This window comes from Streptomyces angustmyceticus (genome assembly GCF_019933235.1).
Classification (GTDB): Bacteria; Actinomycetota; Actinomycetes; order Streptomycetales; family Streptomycetaceae; genus Streptomyces; species Streptomyces angustmyceticus.
On the sequence record NZ_CP082945.1, the window covers coordinates 4356544 to 4372500 of the forward strand.

The following is a 15957-nucleotide window of genomic DNA, read 5'->3' on the forward strand; positions in this document are numbered from 1 at the left end:
CACCAGTTGACGCCATGCCCGCATACGTCAACTGGGCTGTGGGGAAAGGACTTTGGCCGAAAATCGACGGGTGATGATTTCACGCCGCCGCCCGCTCGGGGGTCGCCCGGGGGGCCACACGGGGGGCCTCCCGGGGGCGAAGCGGCGGAGCGCCCGCGCCCGGTGCGGGGCCCGCCGCGGGACGGCCCGCCCGGCCGTCCCGCCGACGCTCCGCGCCTCGTCCGCTCCGCACCTCGGCGACCCGCCCGCCGGGGACCACGACGCCCCCCGCCCGGGCTCGCGGGTGGCCCCGAGCGGGCGTACGCGCCGCGCACGACATGTATACGGGCCCGCTTCTGCGCCTCCTGTGCGCCCCTGTCATGGCAGCATGGTCGCCACAACAGCCCGGTGACGGCCGGGCATCCGCTGTACGGGGCGGCCGTTGGCCCCGGCGCACGGGGAACTCGGGTGGAGGCGGCATGCGCTGGTTGGTGGGGTGGAGCAGTGCCGCCACGGGGCCGGTGGCCGGTGAGGACCCCCGCGCGGTCCTCCCGGTGGGCGCCCAGCTCCTCTGGGGCGACCCGGACCCCCTCTGGGCGGTCGGCGACTGGCGGCCGGACGAGGTCCGCGTCGTCCAGGCCGACCCCGAGACCCGGCTCGCCGTCTTCGGTGTCTGCGGCGCCACCAACGACCAGCTGAAAGTAGGGCTGTTCGCGGCGCGCGGGGGCGCGCTGCGCCACCTGACCGCCTGGCCCGGCAGCTACACCGCCGTCGTCCAGGTGGGGCGGCGGATCACCGTCACCGGCGACCTGGCCGGCGCCCGCCCCGTCTTCCACACCCCCTGGGCCGGCGGCACCGCCTACGCCACCGCCGCCCTCCCGCTCGCCGACCTCGTCGAGGCCGCTCTCGACATCGGCCACCTGGCCGCGCTGCTGGCCTGCCCGGACATCCCCGAGGCGCTCGGCGCCGGCACGCCCTACGAAGGCGTCCGCCGGATCCCGCCCGGCCACGCCCTGGTGCTGCGCGGCGGCGCCAGCGACATCACCTCCTACGAGCCGACCGCCTCGCTCGCCGTCGCCGCGCCCCAACTCGCCCCGGAACAAGCCGTGGACGGTGTCCGCGACGCGCTGGTCGAGGCGGTCCGCGCCCGGCTGGCCGTACCCCGGCACGCCCCCGATCCGGACGGGTACGACGGCCTCGACCCCGGCCCGGTGCCCGGCATGGGGCCCGCCGAACGGCGCGCGGCGCGCGGGGCGCCGGCCCCCGGCATCGGCGCCGACCTCTCCGGAGGCAGCGCCTCCGCGACCCTCGCCCTGCTGGCCGCCGGACTGCCCGGGCGGCCCGGACGGCTGGGCGGCCAGGGCGAACGCCTCCTGGCGGTCACCTTCAACGACCGCGCCACGGGCGGCGGACGGGCCTACCGCGACGCCGAGTTGGAGCGCGCCCGCACCCTGGCCGACAACCCGCGGCTGCACCATGTCGTCGTCGCGGCCGGCGAAGAGGCCCTCCCGTATACGGACCTCGGCACCGGCCCGCTCACGGACGAGCCGGGCCCCTCCCTCACCACCGCCGGCCGCCACCGCCGGCGCCTGCTGGCCGGCAGCGCGGACCACTTCGTCGGACACGGCGCGCGCCAGGTCCTCGACGCCCACCCGGCCCGCCTCGCCGACCTGCTCATGGACCGCCGCCGGCGGCATCTGCTGCGCCCGGTCACCGCGCTGGCCAGGGCCGACGGCCCCCTCGCCCAGTCCGTCCTCGTCCCGTTCACCGTCTACCGGGCCGCCCGCAGGCTCGCCCGTACGCCGTACCCGGACGGCCTCGCCGAAACGGCGCGGCGCCTCCTGGAGCGGCGGTTCGCCGACGAGCCGGTGGCGGGCGGGGCCGTGGACGCCTCGCTGGCCGCGCTCGCCTGGTGCGGGCCGGGGCCCGCGGCGCGCTGGCTCACGGGGGAGGCGCTGGCAGAAGTATCGGTTCGGCTCGGCGACGCGGCCCACCGCTCGCCCGCCGCCGGCCGCCCCGGGGAGCGGCGGGCCCGCGCCGCCCTCGCCCGCCAGGCCGCCGACCACCGCGTCTTCGAGCAGGCGGCCGAGGTCCGCAACCAGCGGCTACACGCCCCGTTCCTCGACAACCAGGTGGTGCTCGCCTGCCGCGCCCTGCCGGACACCCTGCGGGTGCAGCCCGGGGCGCGGGCCGCCGTGCTGCGCTCCGTACTGGCCGGGGCCGGCGTACGGGATCTGCCGCCCGGCTGGGGCGCCACCTCGCAGCTCACCCACGTGGCCGCGGTGCGCGCCGGGCTGCGCGGCGCCGTCGGTGAGCTGGTGGGGCTCTTCGACGCGCCGCTGCTGGCCGACGCCGGCCTGGTGGAGGCGCGGGTGGTCCGCAAGGCACTGCGGTCGGCGGCGGAGGGCGCGGCGCTCCCGTTGGACGGGCTGGCCGAGCTGGTCTCCACGGAGCTGTGGCTGCGGCGGCTGGTGACGCGGCGGGGAACGTGCTGGACGGGGGCGGGCGCGCCGCGCCAGAAGGCGGTCGCGGGCGGCGTGGTGCCCCGCGCGCGGCTGGCGTGAGGGCGGGGCGTCGCTGTCGTGGGGCGACGTTGATGTGACGTTGAGGTGCGGGCGCTGGGCGGGTGCCGGTAGGTGGCCGTCCGTGGGGCGGCGGTCGCCTCGGCGCGGGCGGGGAGCGGGGGAGTGGCGCGCGGGAGCCGCTTGTGCGTGGGGGCTGTGGGGAACGAGGGCCCGGTCCGAGCGGGGGCTGTGGGCGGCGAAGGGCCGGTTCGCGCTGGACTGTGGGCAACTGAGGGCCGGCCCGCGCGGGTCTGTGGACAACGAAAAGCCGGGTCGAGCCGGGCTGTGGATAAAAAGCGGGGGAGCGGTGTGCGTCGGGACAATGGCCGGGTGAGATTCCGGATTCTGGGTGCGACGGAGGTCCTGGACGCGCAGGGGCAGCCGGTACCGCTGGGCGGGGCGCGGGTGCGGGCGCTGGTGGCCGCGCTGGCCCTGCGGGGCGGGCGGCCGGTGACCGTGCGGACGCTGATCGACGAGGTGTGGGCCGACGCGCCGCCGCAGGACGCGCCGGGTGCGCTGCAGGCGCTGGTGGGGCGGCTGCGGCGGACGCTGGGCAAGGGCGCGGTGGAGTCGCTGCCCGGAGCGTATCGGCTGGTCACGGAGCCGGACGAGGTCGATCTGCTGCGGTTCGAGCGGCTGGTCGACGCCGGCACGTGCAGCTTGCAGGAGGGGGACGCGGCCGCCGCGGCCGAGACCTTGCGCACGGGACTCGCGCTGTGGCGCGGGCCGGTGCTGAGGGACCTGCCCGGCGGGGCGGGGGCCGCCCATGGCCCCGAGGCGTTACGGCTGGCGGCGCTGCACGGCCGGATCGACGCGGACCTGGCGCTCGGCCGCGCCGAGGAGCTGCTGCCCGAGCTGCGGCAGCTCACCGCGGACCATCCCCTGGACGAGCCGTTCCGCGCCCAGTTGATGCGGGCGCTGCACGGCGCGGGCCGGGGCGCCGCCGCGCTGGCCGTGTACGAGCAGACCCGGCAGCAGCTCGCGGACCGGCTCGGTGCCGACCCCGGTCCCGAACTGCGCGCGCTGCACGCCCAGTTGCTGGCCCAGAGTCCAGGGCCGGATGTGACGGGCCCGGATGTGACGGGCCCGGAGGCGACGGGCCCGGAGGCGACGGGCTCGGATACGACGGCAGGCGAGCCGGCGGCATCGGAGGTAATGGCCCCGGGAGCGTTGCCTCCGGGAGCGACGGCCCCGGGGACAGCGGCTCCGGACGTGACGCCCGCAGCGACGACGGCTCCGAATGCGCCGCCCGGCCCGACGGCGGCCCCGTATACCGCGCCCCCGGGGACGGCCTCCCCGGACGTGGCCCCCTCAGGGGCGACACCCCCGGACGCGACGCTCCGCAACGGCAATCTCCGGGCCCGGCTCAACTCCTTCGTCGGACGCGAGGCCGAACTCACCTCCCTCCAGAACGTCCTGCGCTCCCGCCGGACCCGGCTCGTCACGCTCACCGGAGCGGGCGGCTCCGGCAAGACCCGGCTCGCGGAGCAACTGGCGGGCTCGCTCGCCGCGGAACACCCCGACGGCGTCTGGGTCACCGAACTCGCGCCGCTGGACTCCCCGGAGGCGGTGCCGGGAGCCGTACTGTCCGCACTCGGGCGACGGGACACCACCGTCTTCTCGCCCGCCATGGAGGCCCGCCGGGCCGCCGAACACGCCGACCCGGCGGCCCGGATCATCGACCACTGCGCGTCGCGCCGGCTGCTGCTCGTCCTCGACAACTGCGAGCACGTCGTGGGCGCCGCCGCCGCCCTCGCCGATCTGCTGCTGCGGCACTGCCCGGGGCTGACCGTGGTGGCCACGAGCCGGGAGCCGCTGGGCGTCCCCGGCGAGACCGTCCGCCCGTTGGAGCCGCTGCCGCCGGCCCCCGCGCACCAGCTGTTCACCGAGCGGGCGGTGGCAGTACGGCCGGAATTCCGGGCCGCTGACGACCCCGCGGCGGTCGACGAGATCTGCCGCAGACTGGACGGCCTGCCGCTCGCCATCGAGCTGGCCGCGGCCCGCCTGCGGCTGCTCTCCCCGCGCCAGATCGCCGGCCGGCTCGACGACCGTTTCCGGCTGCTGACCAGCGGCAGCCGGACCGCGCTGCCGCGCCAGCAGACGCTGCGCGCGGTCGTCGACTGGTCCTGGGAACTGCTCGACGAGCCCGAGCGCGCACTGCTGCGCCGGCTGTCGGTGTTCGCCGGCGGCTGCACCCTCCCGGCGGCCGAGGCGGTCTGCGGCGAGCCGGCCGAGGACGTGCTCGGCCTGCTCGGGGCGCTGGTGGACAAGTCGCTGCTGGTCGTCGACCACCGGGGCGCCGAGCCCCGCTACCGGATGCTGGAGACCATCCACGCCTACGCCAGGGAGCGGGCCGCCGGCCGCCCCGAGGAGCACGAGCGCACCCTCGCGCGGCACACCCGGCACTTCCTGGACTTCGTCACGGACGCCGAGCCGCGGCTGCGCTCCGCCGAGCAGCTGCCGTGGCTGGCGCGTACCGAGGCCGAGGTGGACAACGTACGGGCCGTGCTGCACCGCGCGGTCACCGGCCGGGACGTGGACACCGCACAGCGGGTGGTGCTGGCCATGGGCTGGTTCTGGTGGCTGCGCAACTACCGGGAGGAGGGCGCCTCCTGGGTGGACCGGACCGCGGCCCTCCACCCCGCCCCCGAGCACCTCGCCGACACTGACCCGGTGTTCTGGGCGCAGATGGAACTCCGGCTGCTGCGCCTCTTCCTCCTCCAGGACCAGCGCCTCGACCGCCACGCCGACATCCCGCAGAACCGCGCCCTGATCGACCGGCTGCTGACCGCCTACCGCGACCCGCATCCGCGCAGCGCCCGTTTCCCCGGCCTGCTGTGGCCGTTCACCGCGTTCTTCCTCGGCAGCTACGACGAGATCCTCTCGCTCATGGACGGTGCCGTCGCCACCACCCGCGCGCTGGGCGGCAGTTGGGAGCTGGGCGTCTCCCTGATGTTCCGTACGCATCTCGCGTTCGATCTGCCCGGCGGCCTGGAGTCGGCAGAGGCGGACGAGCCGGAGCTGGCCGCGCTGGCCCGGCGGGTCGGCGACCGCTGGATGCTCGCCCAGGTCGCCTCCGCCACGGGCCAGATACGCCAGCTCCGCGGCCGCTACGACGAGGCGCGTACGGCCTACGAGGAGGCGCTCGCGCTGACCTGCGAGCTGGGTGCGCACTCGGAGGGGCCGTTCCTGCTGTCCCGGCTGGCCGAGCTCCACTTCGCCGCCGGTGATGTGGACGGTGCCGAGAAGGCGCTGATACGGGCGGACGAACAGGCCGTCGAGTGGGGCGTACAGGACCCGCAGGCCTTCAACCACCTGCTGCGCGCCCGGATCGCGCTGTGGCACGGGAGGCCCGAAGCGGCGCGCGAGGCGTGCGAGGCGGCGCGCCAGGCCGCCGCTCTGGGCACTCCGCCGCCGTATTTCGCGGTGGTGCTCGACGCGTTCGCGGGCCGGCTGGCGGCGGAGACGGGCGAGCTGACGGAAGCACTGAGCCGGTGCCATCAGGCGCTGAGCTTCGGGCTGACGCTGAACTGCACCCCACCGGTGCTGGCCGCCGCCGTGGAATCCGCGGCACCGGCACTGCGGCGCGCCGGCCGCCCCGACGCCGCCGCCCGGCTGCTGGGCGCCGCCGACGCCTGGCGCGGCGACCTGCCCCGGACCGTCCCCGAGCAGGAGGACGTACGGCACACGGCGGCCACTCTGCGCGCCGTGCTGGACGACGCGGGCGCGGGCGGCGAAGACCACCGACACGAGGGTGACCACGACGGCAGGGGCGACGGCGGACATGACGGCACTGGCGACGACGCATCCGGGGCCGGGCAGGGCCGCGCGTACGGCATCGGCCCCGCCGGCGCATACGACCGGGGGCATGCCGACGGCCGCGCCGGAGAACGGGGCGGCATACCCCGAGGCCACCGGTACGAGACCCTGCACGCCGAAGGCACCCGCCTCACCCCGGCCGCGGCCTTAGCCCTCCTGACTCCGGCACCTTGAGGCCGACGGCCCGGCCCAATGCCCCGAAGCCGGAGCCGACGGCCCGGCCCAACGCCCCCAAGCCGGAGATGCCGCCCCTCCCCCGGAGCCGACGGCCGGTCCGCCCCCGAAGTCGGCAGCCCGGCCCCGCACCCCTGAGCCATCCCGCCCAACGCCCCCAGCCCCAGCCGCCCCGCTCCCTCAGCGACAGCTGATCGTCGACCGCGCCCAGTCCCCCAGCGCCACCACGTTGAAGGGCGACGCCGACTCCGTCACCAGCCGCAGCGTCCGGTGGCCCGCCAGCGGTACATGCACCGGCACCGCCGGATGCCCGCCGTGCACCACCGCCGACCGCCACTGCCGCACCCCGTCCGCGTAGACGGAGAAACGCAGCGCCCCCAGCCCCAGGCTGAGATCGTCGATGCCCGCCACGGCGTCGAACGCGGTGCACCGGCGGTTGAGGTCGATGGTCACCGAGGACCGCGCGTGCACGCTCACGCCGTGCGGGTACCGGGTGCCGGCGATCTTCGGTGACCGCCGCTGCCACATCCAGCTGCTCGCGGCGGTGCGCACCTCCGGTGCCCTGCCGTCGCCGGTGAAGTCGCGGTCGAGCGCGTTGAGCCGGTACACGGTCGTGGCGGGCAGCGGCGGCTTCGGCTTCGGTGGCTTCGGCGAGGGCCGGGGCGGCGCGGGCTCGGGGGCCGGGGCCGACGGCGGCGCCGGGCGGGGCGCGGGCCGCTGCGGCGTGCGCGACGGGGCGGCCGTCGGCTCCGGCCCCTGCGTACGCGCCGTAGGTTCCGGCTTCGGCTTCGGGCGCGGACTCCGCTGCGCGCTCCGCTCCGGGGCCGGTGCCGCGCCCGCCGCCGGCGGCAGCGCCGGCCGCGAGGGCGCCGGCCGGTGCGGCGCGGCCGGGGCCGGCTGCGCCGATCCGGCCCGCGGCTGCGTCGACGGCTTCGGGGAGCCGGTCAGCGCCAGCGCCAAAGCCGCGCCCGCCACCACCGTCGTCCCCACGCCGAGACCGACCTTCACCGCCGTGCCCAGCCCCTTGCCCACAGCGGCACCACCGGCACCACCGGCACCTCCCGCCGCACCGGAACCCGCACCGCCCGCGGCCGCCGCCGCGCCCTGACCACCGGCGCCCGCGGCCGTCGCCGCACCGGCACCGGCCGCCGCACCCGCCCCCGCGACACCCACCGCGGCGGCCGCCGCCTTGACGGCGTACCCGGCGGCCAGCCAGCCGATGACCGCGACCGGCAGCAGCGCCCCGATCCGCTGATTGACGTCCTCGACCTCCAGCGCGGCCAGCCGGCACCGGGCGCATTCGTCCAGATGCTTGCGCAGCCCCCGCTCGGCCCGCGTCCGCAAGCCGCCGCGCGCGTAGGCGCCGAGCCGGTCCGCGTACCGCGCGCAGTCGCCGCCGGTCGTCAGCGACTGGCTGACGTGCGCCTGCAGGTACGCCTGCCGCAGGCCCTCCCGGGCCCGGTGCGCCAGGACGGCCGTGGCGTTCGCGGTCAGCCCGAGCAGCGGCGCGACCTCGCTGGGCGACTCGTCCTCGACGGTCGTGTGCCACAGCACCGTCTGGTAGCGCTCGGGCAGGCTGCGGAACGCCTGCACGGCCATCGACTGCTCGGCCTCGTGCAGGGCGCGCACCTCCGCGCCCAGGTCCAGGGTCGCCTTCTCGCCCGGCGCGGCGGTCGCGGTCACCGCGAACACCGCGAAGTCCTCGACCAGTTGCTCCCGGCGCGCCGTCTTCGCCCAGGAGGCGGCGACCCGGCGCACGGTCGTCAGCAGATACGCGCGCACCGCGGACTCGGGGCCCGCGCCGCCGCGCACCGCCTGCAGGGTGCGCGCGAAGACCTCACCGGTCAGATCCTCCGCGGTGTGCACGTCCCGGCAGCAGTTCCGGGCGTAGCGCCGGACCGCCTCGGCGTGCCGGCGGTACAGCTCCTCGTACGCGCCGTCGTCCCCGGCGCGCAGATCGGCGAGCAACTGGGCATCGGACGGCGGAAGTCCGCCGTCCGCGGGAGCGGCGGCCGGGCCCGCCCGGCGGGAACGGTCGCGCTGCGGCGGCACGCTGGGTCCCTCGTCCGCCCGGTGGCGGGCGCGGTCGTGCCGCTCGCCCGGCCCGCCGGCCGTGTCCGGCTTCAACGGCCCGGCCTGACCGGGAATCTGTCCGGACGGCGTCCCTCCGGCCCCGGCCTCGTCCACTCCGGCCTCGCCGTCGCGCCGCCCGTCCCGCCCGTCAACACCCATCTTCGAGGCCCCCGAAGCCGCCGTCACACCGGAATACCGCGCCAGCGTGCCACACCACGCCCCCGCGGCCGGGGGTCCTGACCGCCATCCACTCATCCGGGGTGCCTCCACGGACACCCGTACGGGCATGCACCCGTCCGGGCCATCCCGTGCAAACGGGCCACGGTCTCAGCGGACCGTACGCACCGCAGGGGTCGCCAGCGGCACTCCCGGGCGCCGACCGACGGCGACCAACGCGCCACACGCTCCGCAGCCCCACACGAGCCACGGCCTCAGCGACCCCGGACGAGCACTCTCCGCAGCCCCGCACGAGCCAGGGGCCTCCACAGCCCCGTACGAGCCACATCCTCAGCGACCCCCACACGGGCGACACTGACTCCACGGCCCCGTACCCGCCCCGAAGGACACACGAGGCCCGCGCCTCCCCGACCACACCGTCGTGCCGGCCGGCCCCGCCCCAGGGGCAGACCCCGCGATCGGGTCCACCCTGAGGCGGGGCCGGCCGTGGAACTCATCCGACGGGCCGCGACCGCAGCCCTTCCAGCAGGATTTCCAGCAGCCGCGCGGAGGCGGCCTGCTGGTGGCCGGGATCGGGCAGCGTCGGCGCGCCCGTGGCGATCACTAACAGGATGTCGGCGACCGTCACATCGGCGCGCAGCTCACCCGCCGTCTTGGCGCGCTCCACGAGCCGCCCGACGACCTCCAGCAGCGCGCCGGCACCGGCCATCTCCTCGTCGGCCTGCGCCGCCCCGGCCGGCTCGCCCTCCGGGGTCTCGCGCGGGGCGACCAGCCGGAGATCGACCGGGACCCCGTCCGTGCCGGGCGCCATCCGCTGCTGCGGCACCCGCGCCTCGCTCAGCCCGTCCGGCACCCGGGGCCCGTCCGCGCCCTCCGACGCCTGCTCCGCGGACCGGTCGGTGTCCGCGCTCGCCCGCAGGATGCCCGGCGGCAGCAGCCGTCCGGCACCCGAGGCGACCGACGTCCGCAGGAAGCGGGACAGCGCCGACCAGGCGTCGTCCTCCTGCCCCAGCGCCGTACGCGCCTGGTCCGTCAGCCGTGAGGTCTCCTCCTCGGCTATGCGGCGGACCAGCACGTCCTTGCTCGGGAACCGGCGGTAGACCGTGCCGACGCCGACCCGGGCCCGCCGGGCCACGTCCTCCATGGGCGCGCCGTACCCCAGCTCGCCGAACACCTCGCGCGCGGCGCGCAGCACATGTTCCAGATTGCGCTGGGCGTCCACCCGCAGCGGCGTGCTGCGGCCGCCCGTCCCCGTCCGGGCACCGTTGCTCACCGCGGCGCCGTTGCCCTTGCCGTGGTGGGCGCCGTTGGTTCTGCCGTGCTCCTTGTCGCTCCCGGCGCCGTCGGAGGCCTGTGCCATCGCGACGGTGGTCGGCCAATGAGAGCCCTGAATATGCATAGTGATCCCCCGGTAATGTCGTCTCCCCCCGGAGACTCCCCGCCCTGACAGTCAGGGCGTACCGATGACAGGGTGCACCCCAACGAGGTACGAACATAGTTGAGCCCGGGTCAAGAATGAAGGGGGCGTTCCGCGCAATGCGCCCCCCGATCGGACCAAGGGGGCCGATCCACCAGGATTGCACCCCGGCGCTTTTGCCGTCATCCCCCCTCTGACCAGGGAAGCTGCGCCTCCGCGCGCGGAACACGCCGTTCCGTCCCCAAGGTCGCGGCCGGTCATACATTTCGACGGGCCTGTGGACAAAGGCGCTCCGGCGGTGCGTCATGGAACAGTGCTGTGCTTTCCCGGGGGTGCAGCTCCCGATGGTGGCCGCGCCGCCGGCCGCCCTCCGGATCGGTGCCGCCCGGGGCCTGGTCGACACCGCGAGGAGAACCTCTGTGAAGACTGTGTCTTCGAACGACGTGACGCGCATTCTCGTTGTCGGCGGCGGCTACGTGGGGATGTACACCGCCCTGCGGCTGCAACGGAAACTGAAGCAGGAGCTGCAACAGGGCACCGTCGAGATCATGGTGGTCGACCCCGAGCCGTACATGACCTACCAGCCCTTCCTGCCCGAGGCCGCGGCCGGTTCGATCTCCCCGCGCCATGTCGTCGTACCGCTGCGCCGGGTGCTGCCGCGGTGCAAGGTCGTCATCGGCGAGGTCACCGCCGTCGACCACGGCGACCGCCGGGCCACCATCACCACCCTGGCCGCGGAGGAGACCGGCAACGGCGCCATCGAGGTGGAGTACGACGAACTGGTCCTGGCGCCCGGCTCGGTCTCGCGCACCCTGCCCGTCCCGGGCCTGGCCGACGTAGGCATCGGTTTCAAGACGGTCGAGGAGGCCATCGGCCTGCGCAACCACGTCCTCGCCCAGCTCGACATCGCCTCCTCCACCCGCGACCCGGCGGTCCGCGACGCCGCGCTCACCTTCGTCTTCGTCGGCGGCGGCTACGCGGGAGTCGAGGCGCTGGCCGAACTGGAGGACATGGCCCGTTACGCGGTCCGCTACTACCACAACATCCAGCCCGAGGACATGAAGTGGATCCTGGTCGAGGCGACCGGCCGCATCCTGCCCGAAGTGGGCCCCGACATGGGCCGTTACGCCGTCCGTGAGCTGCGGGCCCGCAACATCGACGTACGGATGGAGACCCGGCTGGAGTCCTGCGAGAAGCGGGTCGCCCGGCTCAGCGACGGCTCCCGCTTCCCGACCCGGACCCTGGTGTGGACCGCGGGCGTCAAACCGCACCCCATCCTGGCCGCGACCAAACTGCCGCTGAACGCCCACGGCCGCCTCCAGTGCACCCCCGCGCTCCAGGTCGACGGCGTCGACCACGCCTGGTCGGCCGGTGACGCGGCCGCGGTCCCCGACCTGACGGCGCCGGCGCCCGCGGGGCCCGACGAGCCACGCGCCCTGTGCGCCCCCAACGCGCAGCACGCCGTCCGCCAGTCCAAGGTGCTCGCCGAGAACATCGCGGCGGCGGTGCGCGGCGGCCCGGTCCGGGACTACGCGCACAAGTACGTCGGCTCGGTCGCCTCGCTCGGCCTGCACAAGGGCGTCGCGCACGTCTACGGGCGCAAGCTGAAGGGCTACCCGGCGTGGTTCATGCACCGCGCCTACCACCTCAGCCGGATCCCGACCTTCAACCGCAAGGCGCGGGTGCTCGCCGAATGGACGCTGGCCGGCCTGTTCAAACGCGAGATCGTCTCGCTCGGCTCGCTGGAGAACCCGCGCGCGGAGTTCGAGCTCGCGGCGGGGACCGGACGTCACAACGAGGCCAGTTGACGCGCCGTACCCCGAAGAGGTGACGTTTCGTCAGCCCCGGGAGCGCCGGAATTTCCGGAGGCCGGAACTCCACGCCGGCGCCCCGACGTCTGACGGATGTCCGTCCGGTCGGTCACACTGGACGTGTGACCATGGGTGGGCTCGTATCTGCAAAGAGTGACAATCACGAGGATTCTGGACGTTTGCTGTATTCAGCACGAGGGCGCCGAGAGCGTCCCCAGCCGACCCTTGCCCGGCCGCCGGCCGGGAGGTTCCGCCATGCCGACGGCCCGATCCCGCGCGACGCGAAGTAAGAGGTACCCCTCCGTGATCTTCACGCGCTGGAGCGCCAAGTTCCCCGGCACCCAACGGCGAGCCGCCGCCCGGTCCGACCGCGCCGCACCCCGCCCCGGGACCGGCACCCCGTCCGCCGCGGCCCCGGCCCCGTCCGCCGTACCCGCGACGGCCGACGGGACCCCCGCCGCCCCGTCCGGCGCGACCACGGGCTCGGTCCCCGCGGCCCGCGCCGAACACGCGGAACCGGCGCCCTCCCGGGACACCGCCCCCGCGGCCCTGCCGCCCACGGTCGACGCCCTCTCCGTCCACGACATCCTCGGCACCATCCCCGCCCTCGTCGCCGTGGTCTACGGCCCCGAGCACCGCCTCGCCTACGTCAACGGCGCCTACGCCGGCGTCTTCGGCCCCCGCCCGGCCGGCCACACCGCCCGCGAGGCCCTTCCGGAGCTCGACACCCTCGGCCTGCTCCCCCTGATGGACCAGGTCCTGCGCAGCGGCAGACCGCGGACCGTCAAGTCCCGCAAGGTGCCCGGCGGTGCGGGCGGCGACCGCTCCCGCGACGGCTACTACACCTTCACCTGCACCCCGATCGAGGTCGCCGCCAGCGGCCCGGCCCCCGACCCCGAGGTCGCCTGCGTCGCCCCGCACAAGGGCGTCCTGGTCTTCGGCGCCGAGGTCACCGACCAGATCGAGTCCGCCGAGCGGCTGCGCGCCAGCGAGTCCCGCCAGCGCGAGGCCGCGGTCACCCTCCAACGCTCCCTGCTGCCCCAGGAACTGGAGCAGCCCGACGACCTCCGCGTCGCCGCCACCTACCAGCCCGGCGGCACGGACGCCGCGGTCGGCGGCGACTGGTACGACGTCATCACCCTCGGCGCCGGCCGTACCGCCCTGGTCATCGGCGACGTCATGGGCCGCGGGGTGCGAGCCGCCGCCGTCATGGGCCAGCTGCGCACCGCGGTCCGCGCCTACGCCCGCCTCGACCTCCCGCCCCACGAGGTCCTGCAGCTCCTGGACGGCCTGGCCGCCGAGATCGACGCCAGCCAGATCGCCACCTGCGTCTACGCCGTCCACGACCCGAACGAGGGCCGGCTGGTCTACGCCTCGGCCGGCCATCTGCCCATTCTCGTACGCGACGCGGACGGCACGGTCCGCCGCGCCGCCGAGCCGACCGGACCGCCCCTGGGCACCGGCGGCTGGCTGCACACCTCCGGCTCCGTCCCCCTGGGCCCCGGCAGCAGCGCCGTCCTCTACACCGACGGCCTGGTCGAGCGCCGCGACAAGGACATCGACCACGGCGTCGAGGCGCTGGAGCGCGCCTTCGCCGGTGCCGCCGGCGCACCGGACATCGTCTGCGACCGCCTGCTGCGCTCGCTGGGCATCACCGCCAGCCACGACGACGACGTCGCCATCCTGGTCCTGCAGCACCCCGAACGGACCGGCCACGACGCGGAGCTGTTCCACAACGCCGCCCTCGAACTCCACGGCGGCACCGAAGCGGCCCCGCGCGCCCGCGCCTTCGCCTCCGGGGTCCTCGCCTCCTGGCGCTTCCCGACCGAGCTGCACGACCTCGGCGTGCTGGCCGCCAGCGAGCTGGTCGCCAACTCCCTCCAGCACGGCACCCCGCCCATGAGGCTGCGCTTGCGCCGTACGGACCGCCGGCTGATCGTCGAGGTCACCGACGGCGACGACCACCTCCCGCGCCGCCGCCGCGCCGAGCCCGTCGACGAGGCGGGCCGGGGCATCTCCATCATCGCCACCATCGCCTCCTCCTGGGGGTCGCGGCGCACCCCGGGCGGCGGCAAGGCCGTCTGGTGCGAATTCGCGCTGCCCCGCGGATAGCGGTGTGCCGCCGGCCCGTCCCATCGGACGGGGCCGGCGGCACACCGGAGCGAGTGGTCCTCTTCTCCACGGACCGGGCGCGGGGCTCAGGCGCTGCAGGCCACGGCTTCGGCCTCGGCCGGCACTCGCGCCGCGGGCAGCGACGCCACCGCGCGGTGCGGATTGTCCTGCGCCGGACGCAGCATCCGCCCCAGCCACAGCGACAACGCCGTGATCCCCAGCGCGCACACCACGAGCATCCCGATGTACGCCACGTACATCCCATGCCCCACCATCAGCGCGCCCACGGCCGGACCGACCGCCAGTGCCAGCTGCTTGACCAGGGCGAACGCCGAGTTGTACTGCCCGATCAGGGAAGCCGGCGCCAGATCGGCCACCAGCGGAGCCACCGTCGGCGACAGCATCGACTCACCGATACCGAACAGGGCGTACGTCGAGATCAGCAGCGTCGTGGCCACCACCTGCGCGCCGTGCACCAGCCCGGACAGCCCGGCGGCTATCCACGCCACCGTCCAGACCATCCCGACCAGCGCCATCACCCGGCTGCGCCGCCGGCGCTCGACCAGCTTGAGCACCACGAACTGCGCCGCCACGATCGCCGCCGTGTTGGCCGCCAGCGCGATGCCCAGGCTGGCCGGCGGTATCCGGGTGACCTCGGTCGCGTAGGCCGCCAGCCCGGACTCGAACTGCCCGTAGCAGGCGAAGAACAGCACGAACCCCAGGACGCACAGCCACACCATCCGCCGGTCGGCGAACATCGCCCGCCAGGCACCCTTGGCCCGCTCCTCGGTCGGCACCGCGTCCTCGACCTTCGGCGCCCGCGGCAGCCGTACGGTCGCCACCGCCGCGCCGAGCACCAGGAACATCGCGGCCTCGATCCCGAACAGCCGCACAAAGCTCGACGCGTGCGACTCGTCGACCAGCAGGCCGCCGACCAGCCCGCCGACGCCCAGCCCCAGGTTGTTCAGGAAGAACTGGGTGGCGAACGCCCGTGACCTGGTCAGCGTCGTCGAGCACCACACGATCATCGTCGCGAGGGCCGGCTGGATCACCGCGATACCGGCACCCAGGGCGATGGCCGCCGCGATGACCAGCGGCTCGGTGGACGACAGCCCAATGCCCAGGGACCCGATGGCGGCGGAGACCGAACCGACGACGGCCACCGGAAGGGGCCCGCGCCGGTCGATGGCACGACCGGTGAGCGGCAGGACGACCAGCGCGGCCACCGCCAGCATGGCGAGCACCGCACCCGCGGTGCTCGCGCCGAGATCCCGCACCTTCGCCACATAGACGTACAGATACGGAACGGTGAAGCCGCTCCCGAACGCACTCAGCGCGTTCCCGAGCTGGATCCGGCGCAACGCGGCGCCCATCGCGGTGGTCACACTCACCTACCTAGGTCAGGTCATCTAGCGGATACGGAGACGAACCGGGAGAGCCGGCACAGACACCAGGGCAAGATCCGTCCGGGACCGGACAGTCTCACCCTGAAGACTTCAACTCTAAAGTTCGAAGTTAAAGAGTACATGCCGAAGAACTTCAACGCCAATGACTTCCATGTCATACTGCGCCGCATGCCTGAGCCCTCAGATGCGGCCGCCGGCGCGGCCGAGCCGAGCCTCGAGGAACAGATCGCCGCCTACCAGCGCGAATTCCAGGACCTCGACCCCCAGGTGGAGCAGGTCGTCTCCGCTCTCCAGCGCCTCAACCGACGGATGAACGTCGCCTACGGGCGGCAGACCGCCACCCTCGGACTGAGCAATGCCGAGTGGGAGGTCCTCAAAGCCCTCGTGGTCTCCGGAGCCCCCTACGAGCTGGGCCCCGGCGAACT

The 15957-nt window shown here is 75.2% G+C and carries 8 protein-coding genes (1 of these 8 only partly in view); 5 read left to right on the forward strand and 3 right to left on the reverse strand.

What is annotated here, in order from left to right; all coding sequences use genetic code 11:
• Positions 1-458 precede the first annotated feature (458 nt).
• Complete coding sequence (locus K7396_RS19555) at positions 459-2543, forward strand: asparagine synthase-related protein (RefSeq protein ID WP_152104816.1); 2085 nt, start codon at positions 459-461, stop codon at positions 2541-2543.
• Positions 2544-2873: 330 nt separating this feature from the next.
• Positions 2874-6536: an AfsR/SARP family transcriptional regulator gene (locus K7396_RS19560; RefSeq protein WP_170314294.1), complete on the forward strand. Its 3663-nt coding sequence runs from the start codon at positions 2874-2876 to the stop codon at positions 6534-6536.
• 180 nt (positions 6537-6716) lie between these two features.
• Here the strand turns inward: K7396_RS19560 and K7396_RS19565 are convergent, their stop codons facing one another.
• Positions 6717-8768: a sigma-70 family RNA polymerase sigma factor gene (locus K7396_RS19565; protein ID WP_152104818.1), complete on the reverse strand. Its 2052-nt coding sequence runs from the start codon at positions 8766-8768 to the stop codon at positions 6717-6719.
• A gap of 511 nt (positions 8769-9279) precedes the next feature.
• Positions 9280-10185, reverse strand: a complete 906-nt coding sequence (locus tag K7396_RS19570) for a TetR/AcrR family transcriptional regulator (RefSeq protein ID WP_174886959.1) — start codon at positions 10183-10185, stop codon at positions 9280-9282.
• A gap of 446 nt (positions 10186-10631) precedes the next feature.
• Here K7396_RS19570 and K7396_RS19575 point away from each other — a divergent pair, with 446 nt between their 5' ends.
• Together K7396_RS19575 and K7396_RS19580 are read left to right on the forward strand one after the other, a co-directional pair.
• A complete protein-coding gene (locus K7396_RS19575; protein WP_086721314.1) occupies positions 10632-12011 on the forward strand; it encodes an NAD(P)/FAD-dependent oxidoreductase in 1380 nt (459 codons plus the stop codon).
• Between the two features lie 306 nt (positions 12012-12317).
• Positions 12318-14126, forward strand: a complete 1809-nt coding sequence (locus K7396_RS19580) for an ATP-binding SpoIIE family protein phosphatase (RefSeq protein WP_152104819.1) — start codon at positions 12318-12320, stop codon at positions 14124-14126.
• Positions 14127-14212: 86 nt separating this feature from the next.
• Here the strand turns inward: K7396_RS19580 and K7396_RS19585 are convergent, their stop codons facing one another.
• Positions 14213-15511, reverse strand: coding sequence for an MFS transporter (locus K7396_RS19585; protein WP_152104831.1), 1299 nt, complete (start codon positions 15509-15511; stop codon positions 14213-14215).
• Positions 15512-15700: 189 nt separating this feature from the next.
• On the opposite strand from K7396_RS19585, the gene K7396_RS19590 reads away from it, so the two are divergent.
• Positions 15701-15957 carry the start of a MarR family winged helix-turn-helix transcriptional regulator gene (locus K7396_RS19590; protein WP_152104820.1) on the forward strand. 304 nt of this gene lie beyond the right edge of the window, so the window shows 257 of its 561 coding nt (coding positions 1-257); the start codon lies at positions 15701-15703; the stop codon falls past the right edge of the window.

Excerpts from the sequence above, each read along its gene's own strand:
- K7396_RS19570 (WP_174886959.1), bottom strand. The coding sequence starts at position 10,185 with ATGCATATTCAGGGCTCTCATTGGCCGACCACCGTCGCGATGGCACAG.
- K7396_RS19565 (WP_152104818.1), bottom strand. The coding sequence starts at position 8,768 with ATGGGTGTTGACGGGCGGGACGGGCGGCGCGACGGCGAGGCCGGAGTG.
- K7396_RS19555 (WP_152104816.1), top strand. The coding sequence starts at position 459 with ATGCGCTGGTTGGTGGGGTGGAGCAGTGCCGCCACGGGGCCGGTGGCC.